Source organism: Streptomyces sp. 150FB, from assembly GCF_000818195.1.
GTDB lineage: Bacteria > Actinomycetota > Actinomycetes > Streptomycetales > Streptomycetaceae > Streptomyces.
Genome location: NZ_JTHL01000001.1, coordinates 5,282,244 through 5,296,916 on the forward strand (window position 1 = coordinate 5,282,244; position 14,673 = coordinate 5,296,916).

9 protein-coding genes and 1 pseudogene are annotated in these 14,673 nt (G+C 71.1%); 4 read left to right on the forward strand and 6 right to left on the reverse strand.

Annotated features, from left to right (window positions below; genetic code table 11):
- A pseudogene (locus tag QR77_RS48965) lies at positions 1-789 on the reverse strand (hypothetical protein); the annotation flags it as partial.
- A gap of 266 nt (positions 790-1,055) precedes the next feature.
- On the opposite strand from QR77_RS48965, the gene QR77_RS22715 reads away from it, so the two are divergent.
- On the forward strand, positions 1,056-3,698 hold the full coding sequence (locus QR77_RS22715; protein WP_078877028.1) for a helicase C-terminal domain-containing protein: 2,643 nt from the start codon (positions 1,056-1,058) through the stop codon (positions 3,696-3,698).
- Here the strand turns inward: QR77_RS22715 and QR77_RS22720 are convergent.
- Both QR77_RS22720 and QR77_RS22725 read right to left on the reverse strand, forming a co-directional pair.
- A complete protein-coding gene (locus QR77_RS22720; RefSeq protein ID WP_052488983.1) occupies positions 3,679-5,511 on the reverse strand; it encodes a pectate lyase in 1,833 nt (610 codons plus the stop codon). The two genes, QR77_RS22715 and QR77_RS22720, sit on opposite strands and share 20 nt — an antisense overlap.
- A gap of 233 nt (positions 5,512-5,744) precedes the next feature.
- Complete coding sequence (locus QR77_RS22725) at positions 5,745-6,506, reverse strand: VanZ family protein (protein ID WP_078877030.1); 762 nt, start codon at positions 6,504-6,506, stop codon at positions 5,745-5,747.
- A 265-nt stretch (positions 6,507-6,771) separates the two neighbouring features.
- On the opposite strand from QR77_RS22725, the gene QR77_RS22730 reads away from it, so the two are divergent.
- Entirely contained in the window at positions 6,772-8,415 is a 1,644-nt protein-coding gene (locus QR77_RS22730) for a DNA repair helicase XPB (protein WP_040023964.1), read from the forward strand.
- A 55-nt stretch (positions 8,416-8,470) separates the two neighbouring features.
- Here the strand turns inward: QR77_RS22730 and QR77_RS22735 are convergent, their stop codons facing one another.
- Positions 8,471-8,671, reverse strand: coding sequence for a hypothetical protein (locus tag QR77_RS22735; RefSeq protein WP_040023965.1), 201 nt, complete (start codon positions 8,669-8,671; stop codon positions 8,471-8,473).
- Between the two features lie 547 nt (positions 8,672-9,218).
- Here QR77_RS22735 and QR77_RS22740 point away from each other — a divergent pair.
- Together QR77_RS22740 and QR77_RS22745 are read left to right on the forward strand one after the other, a co-directional pair.
- Entirely contained in the window at positions 9,219-11,291 is a 2,073-nt protein-coding gene (locus tag QR77_RS22740) for an ATP-binding domain-containing protein (RefSeq protein WP_107069111.1), read from the forward strand.
- Positions 11,292-11,702: 411 nt separating this feature from the next.
- Positions 11,703-12,914, forward strand: a complete 1,212-nt coding sequence (locus tag QR77_RS22745; RefSeq protein ID WP_040023966.1) for a S8 family peptidase — start codon at positions 11,703-11,705, stop codon at positions 12,912-12,914.
- A 142-nt stretch (positions 12,915-13,056) separates the two neighbouring features.
- Here the strand turns inward: QR77_RS22745 and QR77_RS22750 are convergent, their stop codons facing one another.
- Together QR77_RS22750 and QR77_RS22755 are read right to left on the reverse strand one after the other, a co-directional pair.
- Complete coding sequence (locus tag QR77_RS22750) at positions 13,057-14,136, reverse strand: NAD-dependent epimerase/dehydratase family protein (RefSeq protein ID WP_052488984.1); 1,080 nt, start codon at positions 14,134-14,136, stop codon at positions 13,057-13,059.
- A gap of 13 nt (positions 14,137-14,149) precedes the next feature.
- Positions 14,150-14,605 carry a MerR family transcriptional regulator gene (locus tag QR77_RS22755; protein WP_040023967.1) on the reverse strand — a complete coding sequence of 152 codons (456 nt, stop codon included), beginning with the start codon at positions 14,603-14,605 and terminating at the stop codon, positions 14,150-14,152.
- Positions 14,606-14,673: the final 68 nt, after the last annotated feature.

Consider the following 14,673-nt stretch of genomic DNA (forward strand, 5'->3'; position numbering starts at 1 on the left):
CCGCGTATCCGCGTCCGCCACCATCTCGGCCGTGTCCGGGGTCCCGGACACCGCCCACGGCGGTCGCTCGATCAGATCGGGGATCTCCAGACCCCCCACGAACCCGGGCACGTCCACCTCGCCGGCGAAGCCGCCGCCCGGGCCGCCGCTGAAGCCGCCGCCCGGCCTGCCGCCGCTCCTGCGGCCCTGCTTGGTGTCCGTACCCTCCGTGCCGTCCGCACCGTCCGCGCCCTCCGACCCGAGGCGCCACCAGTCCGGCTCCGTGTCGGGCCGGGCCTGGGACGGCCCTCCCAGGCCCGAAAAGCCCAGCAGCCCCGAGATCCCGCCCCCGGTGCCCAGCTTCCCCATCTTCGGCATGCCCTGCCCCCACGGCGGCGCCGGAGCTTCAGCGCCGGCCCCGGACCCCGCGCCCGCCTTACCCGCAGGCTCCCCCTTCGTGGCGCCCTTCGCCTCCCCGGGGTCCACCACCCGCCGCGCCGTCCGCTGCTCCGGTACGGCGGGCGCCGGCGGCTCGGGCTCGGGCTCCGACCAGGTGTCGTCCGTGTCGCCGGGGTAGCCGGGGTAGCCGGAGACCGACCGTACGAGTACCTCCGGGTCGCCCAGCCGCCCCAGGATGCGGCGTACCGTCGCCGGGCTGTCGCTGCCGAACTTCCCGCGCTGTTTGTCGATCTCGTTCCGCAGCGACGAGACCAGCCTCATGCGCGTCCCGGACGGCAACTGGCGCTGCTGCGCCACGTCCCCGACGCGGCTCAGATAGTCGTAGACGAGCTGATCGCTCTCGATCCCCATAGCCTGCACAGCCCTTCCCGACAGCCGTCAACCGCCCGATGATCAGCCTCACGACACCTTCTCGCGATGGTGTCGGAGTCATCCCGCCACGTCCAGTACGAAACCCCCACCACCCGTACCGGGCGCCCGCCCGACAACGGCCCGCCCAATGCCCTCACCCGCCCACCCGAAACACCCTCGGGAAACACCCCCGAGATTCGCCCCGACCACCCCTCAGCCGCGAGCGACGGCCTCCGCGGCCCCCCGCAGGGGCTACCTTGGGGCGGATGGGGACAAGCGAGCCCAGCGAGCCCGAGCAGGAGGCGCACGTGTCACAAGGAACCGGTGGTACGCCACCGCGCACGCTCGCGGAAGCCCTGCGCACCCAGGACGACGAGTCACTCGCCGCCCTGCTGCGCGCCCGCCCTGATCTGCTCTCACCCGTACCGAACGACCTGTCCCAGCTCGCCACCCGGGCCGGCACCCGCGCCTCCGTCGTACGGGCCATCGAGCGGCTCGACCGCTTCACCCTCCAGACCGCCGAGGCGCTCGCCGTCGCACCCGAGCCCGCGCCGTTCGAGACGCTGCGCGCGCTGCTCACCGGCGACGAGGGGGACCCGCGGGTCGAGGCCGCGCTCCCCGTCGCCGTCGCCGCCCTCCGCGACCAGGCGCTGATCTGGGGCGGGAACGACCGGCTGCGGCTCGTGCGTACCGCCCGCGAGCTGCTCGCGCCCTCCCCGAACCACCCCTCGCCCACCGGTCTCGGACCGACCGTCGCCGAGGCCACGACCGGCATGTCGCCGGGCCGTATCCAGGAGATCCTGACCGCCGCGTGGCTGGCGTCCACCCATGACTCGGTCTCCGCCGTCGCCGCGCTCACCGAGCTGTTCACCGACCGCACCCGGATGGCCGCGCTGCTCGACACCGCGCCCATGGAGGCACTGTCCGTCCTGGACCGGCTGGTGTGGGGGCCGCCGTACGGGGAAGTCACGTCCAGCCCCACCCCTCCCGTCCAGTGGCTGCGCGACCGCGGCCTGCTGCTGCCCGCCTCCACCCGTACCGTCGTCCTGCCGCGCGAGGTCGCGCTGCATCTGCGCGCCGGGCGCGCCCACCGGATCGTCGAGCCGGTCGCGCCCCCCGTCGCCTCCCGCGCCGAGTACGGCGCGCAGGTCGTGGACAGTACGGCGGCGGCCCAGGCCTTCACCGCCCTCGGCACCATCGAGGAGCTGGCCAAGGACTGGAACGAGGGCGGCCCGAACGTCCTGCGCGCCGGCGGTCTCTCCGTACGCGACCTCAAGCGCACCGCCACCGCCCTCGACGTCACCGAGACCGTGGCCGCCTTCTGGGTCGAACTCGCCTACGCGGCCGGTCTGATCGCGGCCGACGGCGAGCACGACGAGCGGTACGCGCCGACCCCCGCCTACGACGACTGGCAGGAGCTGCCCGACCCCCGCAAGTGGGCGCGTCTCGCCACCGCCTGGCTGACGGCGACCCGCACCTCGGGCCTCGTGGGCAGCCAGGACAGCAAGGGCCGCACGCTCGCCGTCCTCGGCCCCGACCTCGACCGGGGTCCAGCGCCCGAGGTGCGCCAGCGGGTTCTCGCGCTCCTCGCCACGCTCCCCGAAGGCGCCTCGCCCGAGCCCGACTCGCTGCTCGCCCGGCTGCGCTGGGAACGACCGCTGCGCACCGCCGCCACCGCAGGACGGCCGGAGGACCTGCGTACGCGGCTCGCCGCCTGGACGCTCACCGAGGCCGAGATGCTGGGGCTCACCGGCCGGGGCGCGCTCTCCTCCCAGGGGCGCGCGCTGCTCATGCCCGCGCCGTACGCCCCCGACGGGAACGTCACCACCGCCACCGATCTCGACGCCGCCGCCCAGCGCGCCGCGCAGGCCCTGGCGCCGCTGCTGCCCGAGCCGCTCGACCACGTACTGCTCCAGGCGGACCTGACGGCGGTCGCGCCGGGGCCGCTCCTGCGGCCGCTCGCCGACCTGCTGTCCGTCGCCGCCGAGGTCGAGTCGAAGGGCGGGGCGACGGTCTACCGCTTCACGCCAGGATCCGTACGCCGCGCGCTGGACGCCGGCCAGTCGGCCTCCGATCTGCACGAATTCCTCAAGACGCACAGCCGTACGCCCGTACCGCAGCCGCTCAGCTATCTCATCGACGACGTGGGCCGCAAGCACGGTCATCTGCGGGTGGGCAGCGCTTCCGCCTATGTGCGCTGCGACGACGAGGCACTGCTCGGCGAGATCCTCGCCGACAAGCGGTCCGCCGCGCTGCGGCTGCGCCGTATCGCGCCCAGCGTGCTCGCCGCCCAGGCCGATCCGGGCGCGCTGCTCGACGGGCTGCGCGCGATGGGGCTCGCGCCGGCGGCCGAGTCGGCGGAGGGCGATGTACTGCTCACCCGGGCGCACGCCCACCGCGCTCCGGCGCGCACGGCGCCCGTGCCCGTACCCGACGGGCCGCCCGCGCCCGACGCGACGCTGCTGAGCGCGGCCGTACGGGCGATCAGAGCCGGCGACCTGGCGTCGACGGTCGTCCACAGAACGCTGCCCGCGCCGTCCGGCCCCTCCTCCGCCGGGTCGGCCTCCGGCGGGTCCTCGGACCGATCGGCTTCGGGGGGCGGCGACCTGCCCCGTACCACCCCGGCGGAAACCCTGGCGACGGTGCAGGCCGCGGCCATGACCGGCTCGGCCCTGTGGATCGGTTACGTCAACGCCGACGGCGCCGCCAGCCAGCGGGTGATCGCGCCCGTCCGGGTGGAGGGCGGCTATGTGACGGCGTACGACCACACGGCCGACGAGGTCCGTACGTTCCCGCTGCACCGCATCACCGGAGTCGCCGAACTCGCCGACGAGGGCGACCAGGTCGGCGGCCCGGCGGGCGGCTCAGCGCGCGGTCAGGCCGGCGGGTCTAGCCCACGTACCCGATGAGCTTGGCCATGTTCGCGACGTACGCGGACGAGCTGATCCCCATCGGGTGGTCGGTGGGCTTGTAGGGCGGCTCCAGCGGAGGGTCCTGCGGGTTGTACGGCGAGGTGTCGCGCAGGTCCCCGACGTTCTTGCTCATGTACGCCATGCCGTCGTACGGCTTCGTCGAACCCGGCCCCTGGTAGGGGTTGGTGACCGCGTCGATCGGGGTCAGCCAGTAGTCCTTGTCCCCGAGACCGGTGGGGCCGCTCACCAGCGCCTCGGCCTGCGCGTCCGTCACCTCGGGCAGCGGCAGCGGTGCGTCGCGCAGCAGGTCGGACAGTTGGAGGTCGCGGATCGAGAAGTAGCGCGGCAGCGGGATCTGTTGGCCGTGGGCGGGCCGGGCGAGCGGTGAACGGGCGCGCAGGTCGGCGACTTGGGCGGGAGTCAGCGCGGTGAGTTCCTCGTACGTCTCGCGCAGACCGTCCAGGTCGACCGCGCGTCCCGAGGAGTAGTGGCTCAGGGTGTTCTTGTGGTCGTAGTCGTAGAAGTAGGCGCCGTTGCGGATGTTCGAGCCGAAGCGGTGGGTGAACATCGGGCGGTTCGTGCCCAGTTCGACGAAGGTCGGGTGGGTGCTGCTCGCCAGGAGCGGGTTCTCCGCTTTCTGACGATCCGTCAACTTGCAGCTCTCGAACCACGCGAGGGCTTCGGGGACGCGGGCGAGGTAGGCGTGGTCGCCGGTCAGCCTGAAGTAGTGGAAGAGCTGGAGCACGTTGGTCTGCGTGGTGTGGGTGGCGAGGGCGCGCGGCTCGTACGACCTGGCACCGGCCGGGGCGCCGGCGGGCCGGCCGCCCTTGGCGCGTGAGAGGTGCTGAAGTCCCCAGCCCGCCGCGGGTGCCGGCTGCTGCATACGGCGCAAGCAGCCCATCGCGCGCGTCACCGGGCCGATGAGATCGCGTCGGCCGAGCGCCGATACGCACATCAGCAGGAACTTGATGTTCTCGCCCAACACATCGTCGTTGAAGGTGACTTGCTGGGTGTAATCGCCGTCGGCCATGCCGTGCTGGACGTCCTTCGGCAGCCATGAGGGCCGGTCCTCGGGCCAGGGCATCCGGCTGACGGCGCCGGAGAACGCGGGGTAGCGCTGCGGCCAGCCGCCGTCGACGGTCCCGCCGCTGAACTGGGCGCCGAGAATGAAGGAGATGGCCCGGTCGAGCGGCTTCTTGAAGCGCGGGTCGCGGCGCTCCACGTACAGCCGCAGGATGAGCTGCGCGGCGGCCGAGGTGCCGGCGTCGTCGAAGGTCGCGTTGCCGTAGTAGTGCTGGAACTCCTCCAGCCGCCAGCCGTTGGCGCCGATCGTGTCGTACCAGTCCCGGAGGGATTCCTCTCCGGCGAAGTCATGGATGTAGTTCCAGCCCCCGACGGGGAGTTGGGCTTCGGCAAGGGCGAGACCGGTGCGGACGGCGGCCCGGTGGAAGACCTCGTCGCCGGTGGCGTGGTAGGCGTCGAGCATGCTGTGGCCGACGGACGGGGTTCCGGGCGGCTGGACCCAGCACATGGTGCGCTTGGCCTCCATCTCGCCCCAGGTGACGGAGAGATCGGGGAGGTAGTTCCAGACGTACGCGCCCCTGTACGAGACGGTCCCGTCCATGAACGCGGCGGCGCGGCGCATCGCGGCGACGGTCCGGGCGTGCGTACCCGTACGGGAGTCGGCACCGGTACGGGTGGAGGTCGCCGCGGCGGCGGTACCGGCTCCGAGTGCGGCGGGGGCGGCGGCCAACAGCGGTGCGGTGACGGCGAATTGCTGGAACGTGCGGCGGCTCAGGGGCTTCTTCATGCGACGAAGTGCCTTCCTCAGGTGGATGGCCGAAGCGGTTCAGCGGGCTGAACGCGGGGGCTTCGTTACATCAAGGGAAGGTAGTGACGCGGCCCACAGGGGACAAGTATGTGGACAGAGTTTTCTTATAAGAACGCGATTTTCTTATAAGACGGCGCAACGGGAAGGGGCGGCGGGACAGCTACCTGGCTGTCCCGCCGCCCCTTCCCGTAGGCGGTGTTATCGGCGTCCGGTTACCGGCGTCTGGCGAGCCTCCCGAGCCGATCCGACCACGAGGCGTCACCTTTTGCGGCGCCGGACTTGGTCATGCTCGGCCTGCGCGTACCGGAACCCGTACCCGTACGTGTCTTCGTACCGGCCTTCGTACCGGCCTTCGTACTGGCCTTGGGGGCGGCCTTCGGGCGCGACGGCGAACCGGCGCCCCTCTCATCCCTCTCCACCACCGGAGCCGGAGCCGGAGCCGAAGTCGAAGCCCTCGACGGCACCCGCGGCTCACCCAGCGCGTGATACTTGCGCCCGATCCGCCGCCCCAGCAGCAGATACCCGAGCAGCGCGCCCGTGGTGTTCATGATCACATCGTCCACATCGAACGCACGGCCCTCGATGACCGCGCCCTGCACCAGCTCAATCAGCACCATCACCACGGCCGCCAGCAGCACCACGCGGATCATGCGCAGCTTGCGCGACACCAGCACCGGGAGGATCAGCCCGAAGGGCACTCCCATGAGGATGTTGCCGCCGACCTGCTTGCAGGCGGCGAGGAACGTGTAGTCCTCCGCGTACTGTCGCAGCGAGTGACCGGGGCGCAGGTTCGACCCGGCGATGTCGGCGGAGGCGGGGGACGGTGTCAGTGTCAGCTCGGCGAGGGCGACGGCGAAGGCCGCCAGAGCGACAAACGCGACCACAAGGATGAGTATCCGTAATACGGTTCGGCCCCACGAAACTGTAGCCGGGGCGGTATTCCCGGTCTCGGACCCTTCCGTTTCTGCGGTCATAGCACCTTGGTGCCCCGGGACCGGCTCGACATGCACGCGAGGGCGCATGGCTGTGAACGGACCTCGCTGACCTGCGTGCCCTTATGGCGACATGGGCAGATTCGTGGGCCGGTGCGGGTGGCGATGCGGGCGGCCGTGCGGGCGGCGGTGCGGGTGGCGGTCCCGGCAGCGGCACAGCTCCGCCGCCGGGCTCACGGGAGCCCAGGCCCTGGTCACCCCTTTGTGAGGCACACTGGACGTTTGGCATACGGAAAGGGCGCAGGCTGTGAATGGACCTCTCATCGTCCAGAGCGACAAGACATTGCTGCTCGAAGTCGACCACGAGCAGGCTGACGCCTGCCGCCGCTCCATCGCGCCCTTCGCCGAACTCGAACGCGCTCCGGAACACATCCACACCTACCGGCTGACGCCGCTCGGCCTGTGGAACGCCCGCGCGGCCGGGCACGACGCCGAGCAGGTGGTCGACGCACTCGTCGAGTTCTCGCGTTATCCGGTGCCGCACGCCCTCCTCGTCGACGTCGCGGAGACGATGGCCAGGTACGGGCGGCTGACGCTCTCCAAGCACCCCGTCCACGGGCTGGTCCTGACCAGCACCGACCGGCCGGTGCTGGAGGAGATCCTGCGCTCCAAGAAGGTCGCGCCGCTGGTCGGCGCCCGGCTGGACCCGGACACCGTCGCCGTACACCCCTCAGAGCGCGGCCAGATCAAGCAGACCCTGCTCAAGCTGGGCTGGCCGGCCGAGGACCTCGCCGGTTACGTCGACGGCGAGGCGCACGCGATCGAGCTGGACGAGACGGGCTGGGCGCTGCGCCCGTACCAGAAGCAGGCCGTCGAGAACTTCTGGCACGGCGGGTCCGGGGTGGTCGTGCTGCCCTGCGGCGCGGGCAAGACGCTGGTCGGCGCCGGGGCGATGGCGCAGGCGAAGGCGACGACGCTGATCCTCGTCACCAACACCGTCTCGGCCAGGCAGTGGAAGCACGAGCTGGTGAAGCGCACCTCGCTGACGGAGGAGGAGATCGGCGAGTACAGCGGTACGAGGAAGGAGATCCGGCCGGTCACCATCGCCACGTACCAGGTGCTCACGACCCGGCGGAAGGGCGTCTACCAGCACCTGGAGCTGTTCGACTCCCGTGACTGGGGCCTGATCCTGTACGACGAGGTGCACCTGCTGCCCGCGCCCGTCTTCAAGTTCACCGCCGACCTCCAGGCCCGGCGGCGGCTCGGCCTGACCGCGACCCTCGTACGCGAGGACGGCCGCGAGTCGGACGTCTTCTCGCTCATCGGTCCCAAGCGGTTCGACGCGCCGTGGAAGGAGATCGAGGCGCAGGGCTACATCGCGCCCGCGGACTGTGTCGAGGTACGCGTCAATCTCACGGACAGCGAGCGGCTCGCCTACGCGACCGCCGAGACCGAGGAGAAGTACCGATTCTGCGCGACGACGGCGACGAAGCGGAAGGTGACGGAGGCGCTGGTCGCCAAGCACAAGGGCGAACAGACGCTGGTCATCGGGCAGTACATCGACCAGCTCGACGAGCTGGGTGAGCATCTGGACGCGCCGGTCATCAAGGGTGAGACGAGCAACGCGCAGCGCGAGAAGCTCTTCGACGCCTTCAGGCAGGGCGAGATCTCGGTGCTCGTCGTGTCGAAGGTCGCGAACTTCTCGATCGACCTGCCGGAGGCGACGGTCGCGATCCAGGTCTCGGGCACGTTCGGGTCACGGCAGGAGGAGGCGCAGCGCCTCGGGCGGGTGCTGCGTCCGAAGGCGGACGGCCATGAGGCCCGCTTCTACTCGGTCGTCGCACGCGACACGATCGACCAGGACTTCGCCGCGCACCGGCAGCGGTTCCTGGCCGAGCAGGGGTACGCGTACCGGATCGTGGACGCGGACGAGCTGCTCGCGGGGAACTGAGGCCGTAGTACGGGCCGGACGGTGCCGGGCGGTGCGGTGCCGGGCGGTGCGGTGCTCAGCGTTCCTTGGTGCCCGCCTCCTCCGTCTCCGTGAACTCCCCGAGAACGGCCACGCTGAACGCGGCGGTCAGGAAGACCTTGACCGCGCGCAGCGCGCCGCCGACGCGGTGCGTACGTACGTCGGTGGGGTGCTGGCCGGCGCCGGCGGGGGTGGTCGCAGCCGCGCCGTCGGTGGGGGTGAGAGTCGCTGTCGTCATACGTTCATTGTGGTTTTCGGGCAGGGCTGACACATCGCTCCCCGGACGGAACCCTAAGATCGACCATGTACTACTTGAGGCATACCCGACCCCCTACGGGATGGATGATCCGGTAGGTCTCGCATACGTCCCTGAGACGGTCCCCAGGGCCCCCGTCGCTTCTGCCGTCTCCCCCCGGTCGCGGAAAACCATTCGCCTCGCGGTCACCCGCTGGCTACAATCGCCCACCTTGCCCGCGCTCCTCGATGAGCGCCGCCGTCCGGACGGAAACCGGACGGCTGCCATGACGTGATTCCGCGCCGACCGACCGCCGCTGCCCCTTGTTCGCCGGGCCGGCGGCCCGTCGGTGTGCGTACAGCCACAGCCCGGAGGCAACACCGTGCCCGCGCACGCCCCTGAGACCGACCCTGAGTCCGACCCCGAAACCAACCCCGAGACCGCCCCTGAGTCAACCGGGACCATCCCCGGGTCCACTCCCGAGTGGACCGCCGACCCGCTCGCGCGCGAGCGCGCCCATCTCGGCTCCTCGCGCGCCGCCCTCACCGCCATGCGCGAGGACGCCCAGTCCCTCGACATCAAAGATGTCACCGCGAACTGGGTCAACGCCGCCGTCCTCGGATTCCAGATCGAGGAGCGCATCAAGGCCCTCGCCGACCTGTCCCACACCCCGCTCTTCTTCGGCCGCCTCGACTACCTGCACACCGTGGGCGGGGAGTACGCCGAAGGCGCCGAGGGAGACCGCTTCTACATCGGCCGACGCCATGTCCACGACGCCAACGGCGATCCGATGGTGATCGACTGGCGCGCGCCCGTCTCCCAGCCGTTCTACCGCGCGTCCAGGAAGGACCCGCTGGACGTCGCGCTCCGCCGGCGCTTCGGCTACACGGCCGGTGACCTCACCGCGTACGAGGACGAGCACCTCTCCGACCCGACCGAGGCGGCTCAGACCAGCCGGCTGCTCCAGACCGAGATCGAACGTCCCCGCGTCGGCCCCATGCGCGACATCGTCGCGACGATCCAGCCAGAACAGGACGAGATCGTACGGTCGGACCTCAGCGGCAGCGTCTGCGTGCAGGGAGGCCCCGGTACGGGTAAGACGGCCGTCGGACTGCACCGTGTCGCCTACCTGCTGTACGCGCACCGCGAGCGGCTCGCCCGTACCGGCACGCTGGTCATCGGGCCGAACGCGTCCTTCCTCCACTACATCGAGCAGGTGCTGCCCGCGCTGGGCGAGCTGGATGTCAGGCAGTCGACGGTCGACGCGCTGGTCGGCGGCGCCGTGGACGTACGGGGGACGGACGAGGCGGCCGCCGCCGTGATCAAGGGCGACGCGCGCATGGCGGAGGTGCTGCGGCGCGCGCTGCGTTCACACGTGTCGATGCCGACCGAGCCGGTGGTGGTCGTGCGCGGCTCGCGGCGGTGGCGGGTGCCGGCGTACGAAGTCGAGGAGCTGGTCACGCAGTTGCTGGCCAGGGACATGCGCTACGGCGCCGCGCACGACGCGTTGCCGCAGCGCATCGCGCACGCCGTACTCGTACGGATGGAGGAGGCGGGCGAGGCGCCGGACGACCGGGTGCAGGACGCCGTGGCGCGTAACCCCGCGGTGAAGGCGGCGGTCAAGGCGGTCTGGCCGCTGGTCGATCCGGCGAAGCTGGTGCTGCGGCTGCTGTCCGACCCGGAGTTCCTGGCGGCGCACGCCGAGGGGCTGCTGACGGAGGACGAGCAGCGGACGATTCTGTGGGCGAAGCCGGCGCGGAGTCTCCGGTCCGTGAAGTGGTCGCCCGCCGACGCCGTGCTGATCGACGAGGCGGGCGACCTGATCGCCCGTACCCACTCGCTCGGGCATGTGGTGCTCGACGAGGCGCAGGATCTGTCGCCGATGCAGTACAGGGCGGTGGGGCGGCGCTGCTCGACGGGCTCGGCCACGGTCCTGGGCGATCTGGCGCAGGGCACGACACCGTGGGCGACGGGGAGTTGGGCGGAGGCGCTGCGGCACCTCGGCAAGTCGGAGGCGGTGGTGGAGGAGTTGACGGCCGGCTTCCGTGTGCCGCGCGAGGTGATCGCGTACGCGTCGCTGCTGCTGCCCGCGATCTCGCCGGGGCTCGCTGAGGTGGAGTCGGTGCGGGAGTCGCCGGGATCGCTGTCGGTGCGGTCGGTGCGGTCGGTCGGGTCGGTCGGGTCGGTCGGGTCGGTACGGTCGGTAGGAGAGGCCGACGACGGCGGCGGTGCGGCCGGTTCCGGCGCGGGGGACCTGGCCGACCTCGACGCGGCGGTGGTCGTCGCGTGCGTGGAGTCGCTGGAGCACGAGGGCTCGACGGGCCTGATCGCGGCCGACGCGCGGATTCCGGCGCTGGCGGCGGCGCTGGACGCGGCGGGTCTGGCGTACCTCTCGCCCGGAGAGGAGACGACGGCGGAGTCACGGCTGACGCTGGTACCCGCCTCGCTGGCCAAGGGACTTGAGTACGACTACGTGGTGCTGGACGAACCCGCCGCCGTGGTGGCGGGCGAACCGGACGAACGAACGGGCCTGCGGCGGCTCTACGTCGCGCTGACGCGAGCGGTGTCGGGGCTGATCGTGCTGCACGCGGCGCCGGTACCTGAGGCGTTGAGGCCGGTGTAGTGGCCCGCGTGCGGGTGGTGTGCGGTGGCACGCGGTGGCGTGCGGTGGCGCGGTCATCCGGTGCGACCGAGGCAGGAGACCTCGTGGGACTCGCCCTGTGTGTGCCGTCTTCAGCAGGACGGCACACAACAGCGTTGGAAGCGCCCGGAGTTCGCGTGCGCGGGCGGCGGAGTTGACCGCTCACGCGGGTGCGCGTTGTGGTACCTGCCGACTTCGCGGACGTTACCTGCTGTGTCGGGAGTGCTGCACCCGATGTACACGCATGGCTTGTGCATGACATGCGGAAGGAATCCCTTTTCCGGCACTCGGTGTGGGCACGTGGTTGCTCTGTGGCACCGACCCGAGTGCCTCACCTGGTCCGGCACCGGCTCGCACCACGAGCCCGTGCGTGATCGAAAAGGATTCCCTCACATGGCAGTGGCACGCACCATGAAGCGGCGTATCGCCGCGGCGATGGCCACAACGGCCGCCGTGGCGACCGCGGTTGGCACCCTCTCCGCACTCCCCGCCCAGGCCGCACCGGCCCAGGGCACCGTGCTGGGAGCGAACTCCGCGGAAGCCGTTCCCGGCAGCTACATCGTCACCCTCAAGAAGGACGTCGGCTTCAAGGCGACCGCCTCGCGCGGCAAGAGCCTGATCTCCGAGTACGGCGGCACCGTCAAGCGGACCTTCACCTCCGCCCTCAACGGCTATACGGCGAAGCTCACCAGCGCCGAGGCCAGGAGACTCGCGGCTGACCCGGACGTCGCCTCGGTCGAACAGGACCAGAAGGTCCACGCCCTCGGCACCCAGACCAACGCCCCCTGGGGCCTGGACCGGATCGACCAGGCCAACCTTCCGCTGAGCGGCACGTACACCTACCCCGACAGCGGGGGCAGCGGCTCGACCGTGTACGTCCTGGACACCGGTGTGCGCATCACGCACCAGGACATCGCGGGCCGGGCCTCGTACGGGTGGGACTTCGTCGACAACGACGCCACCGCACAAGACGGTTACGGCCACGGCACTTTCGTCGCCACTGTCACGGCGGGCACCACCTACGGCGTGGCCAAGAAGGCGAAGATCGTCGCCGTCCGGGTCCTCGGCAACGACGGTTCCGGCACGACCGCCGGGGTCATCGCGGGCGTGGACTGGATCACCGCCAACCACGTGGCGAACTCCGTCGCCAACGTCTCCCTCGGCGGCGGTGCCAGCACCACATTGGACACAGCGGTGCAGAACTCCATCGCCTCCGGCGTGACGTACTCGATAGCCGCGGGCAACTCGGGCGCCCTGGCGTCTGCTTACTCCCCGGCACGGGTCACGCAGGCGATCACCGTCGGCGCGACCACGAAGACCGACGCGCGGGCCGGCTACTCCAACTACGGCTCCACGGTGGACCTCTTCGCGCCCGGTTCCGGCATCACGGCGGGCTGGAACAGCTCCGACTCCGCCACCTACACCGGCGACGGAACGTCCTTCGCCGCCCCGCACGCCTCCGGCGCGGCAGCCCTCTACCTGACGGCACACCCGGGCGCGTCCCCGGCGACCGTCGGTGCCGCTCTGGTGAACGGCGCGACCAACGGCGTCCTCAGCGGCGTGGGCTCCGGCTCGCCCAACAAGCTGCTGAAGCTCGTTCCGTAAGACCGCACCTCGGCGCCGAACGGCTCAGGTGACAGGCAGGCCCCGCGCGTTCGACCCGCGCGGGGCCTGCCCCTGGACATCATTCCCGCTTCCGGCGCTCGGGAGGCCGACGTCTTGATGCCGGTCATGCTCTTTGTGCCGGTTACGACGGGACGCTGTCACCCTCCGGCAAGGTCAGGCCCTGCCGGAGCTGGCTCTCGGCGGTGGCCACGATCGTCTCGCTGACGTCCCGGGGCTCCCAGCCCAGCGTCGAACGGGCCTTTTCGTTGCTGATGACGGGGATCCGGCCCCGTAGAGCCGCGGCATCGCGCAATGCCGGCTCGGTCTTCGCCGCCTCGCGGACCTGCTCGACGGTCAGTTCGGCGGAGGGCAGCAGACCGGCCGCTGCGGGGAAGTGCTCCCGCAGGATCTGTGCCATGCCGAAGAAGCTGATCGAGGATCCGCTGACGGCGATGAAGCGTTCGCCCGCGGCCTTCGGGTGCACCATGGCCCGCAGATGCAGGTCCACCACGTCGCGCACGTCGACGACACCGAAGTACATGACGGGCACCACCGGCATCTGCCCGGTCAGCATGCCCCTGACCAGGCCGACCGAGCCGGAGGGCCGGTTGCCCAGTTGGGGGCCGAAGATACCGGTGGGGTTGACGACCGTCAGCTCGATGTCCCCGTGGGTGCGGGCGTAGTCCCAGGCGGCACGCTCGGCGAGGACCTTCGACTTGTGGTAGGCGGGCAGGCCCTCGGTGTCCGGGTCGGTCCAGTCCGCCTCCGAGTAGTGGTTGTCGGGTTTCAGGGTGTACCCGACGGCGGCGTACGAGGACGTCATCACGACCCGCCGGACCCCGGCCTCCCGGGCCGCGGAGATGACGCGCAGCGCGCCGTCACGGGCGGGGAGGATGACCTCGTCCTCCGTCACGGGCGGGGCGGACGGGAAGGGCGACGCGTGGTGCAGTACGTGGCTGACGCCGTCCATGGCCTCCGCCCAGCCGCCATCGGCGTCGAGGTGGGCGACGGCGAACTCCAGCCGGTCCGCCGGATCGACCTCGGCCCCACGGAGCGCCGCCAGCACCCCGGCCTCCTGCCCGGGCTCCCGGACCGTCACGCGGGTCCGATACCCCTCGCGCAACAGCCGGGCGACCGAGTGGCCGCCGACGAAGCCGGTACCACCTGTGACCAGTACCGTTCCGCTCTCGGAGGGAGCGGCGGTGCGATCTTCTGTGCTCATCTGGCTCAGTCCCTCAGTGTGTGAATCGCTCCACCACGCGCATGACGTCCTCGACCGCGCGGTTCTCGGAGTCCGCGTCCCCACGGACACGGGCGTCCCACAGATCCGCCTTCCGCCGCAGATACGTCAGGCGCAGTTGAAGCTGCTCGATGTCGGCGGCCAGCTTCTCCGCCTGGGAGGAGAACAGATCCCGCTGCTCGGCAGCCGCGGAGTCCCCTTGGGCGAGCAGGTCCAGATAGCGGCGCATACCGCTGACCGTCATCCCCGCCGAACGCAGGCAGGACAGCGCCTCGACACGGGCCACGGTCGCCGGCTCGTACCGCCGATGACCGCTGGACTCGTCCCGGGCGACCGTTCCCAGCAGGCCGATCTTCTCGTAGTAGCGCAGCGTCGGTTCACTGAAACCCGACCGTCGCGCCATCTCCTGGACGGTCAGACCCGCTGTTCGCTCTCCGGTCGCTGCTGCCATGCGTGAAGCCTCCGATACTTCAAGCGCTTGAAGTCAACTCACACAGGTAGATCTTTCCGGGGAGGGCT